The 794-nt window shown below is 64.9% G+C and carries 1 protein-coding gene; it reads left to right on the top strand.

The window, feature by feature from the left end; all coding sequences use genetic code 11:
• Nucleotides 1-89: 89 nt before the first annotated feature.
• Complete coding sequence (locus tag ACPGXI_RS17985; RefSeq protein ID WP_526655390.1) at nt 90-764, top strand: Rv1815 family serine proteinase; 675 nt, start codon at nt 90-92, stop codon at nt 762-764.
• Nucleotides 765-794 lie beyond the last annotated feature (30 nt).

Below are 794 nucleotides of genomic sequence, written 5' to 3'. Positions count from 1 at the left end.
AAGGGGGCGCTATGCCTGTTGGGTCTGCGTCTGTTGGGTCTGCGTCTGTTGGGTCGTCAACACAGTCACCACGTCGATTGGTTCACTTGCTGCTCGTAGTTGCCGCACCGATCGTCGCACTGCTGCTGCCCTTGGCATCGGCCCACGCCCAACCTGGCGTGCTCGTCCATCCCGGCATGGAGATCCATCAGGATTTGGTGCGGTGCACCCTCGGCTACGTCGACCCCCAAACACGGTTGGCGTTCACCGCGGGCCATTGCCGGGCATCGGGGTCGGTATCGGACAAGCAAGGCACCCTGATCGGGACTCAAGGCTCCTTCCGCGACAACACGCCCGACGGCACGGTCATCACCGCCAACCACCAGATCACCGACTGGCAGGTGATCCACCTCGGCTCCGATGTCATCATCAACAATGTGCTGCCCAACGGGAACGTGCTGGTCACCGATCCGTCCGTCCTGCCGTTGGTGGGCATGCCCGTCTGTCACTTCGGTGTCGTGACGGGGGAGAGCTGCGGAGCCGTCGAGTCGGTCAACAACGGCTGGTTCACGATGGCCAGCGGTGTGGTGAGCCAGAAGGGCGACTCCGGAGGTCCGGTGTACACAACGACGCCAGACGGCCGCACCGTGCTCATCGGCATCTTCAACAGCACCTGGGGCGTCCTGCCGGCGGCGGTGACCTGGCAGGTCGCCAGCAACCAGGCGCGTGAGGACACCATCACCGCAGCGTCGGTGAGCCTTCCCGCACCGCCTGCCCAGCCCTGACGACCGACTCGAGCAACACCGTCGACCGAC

Origin of the sequence: Mycobacterium sp. (assembly GCF_049608025.1) — a bacterium.
In the GTDB taxonomy this organism is placed as follows: Bacteria; Actinomycetota; Actinomycetes; order Mycobacteriales; family Mycobacteriaceae; genus Mycobacterium.
Note: the sequence above shows the minus strand (reverse complement) of the source record. Positions and strands in the feature narration are given on the sequence as shown.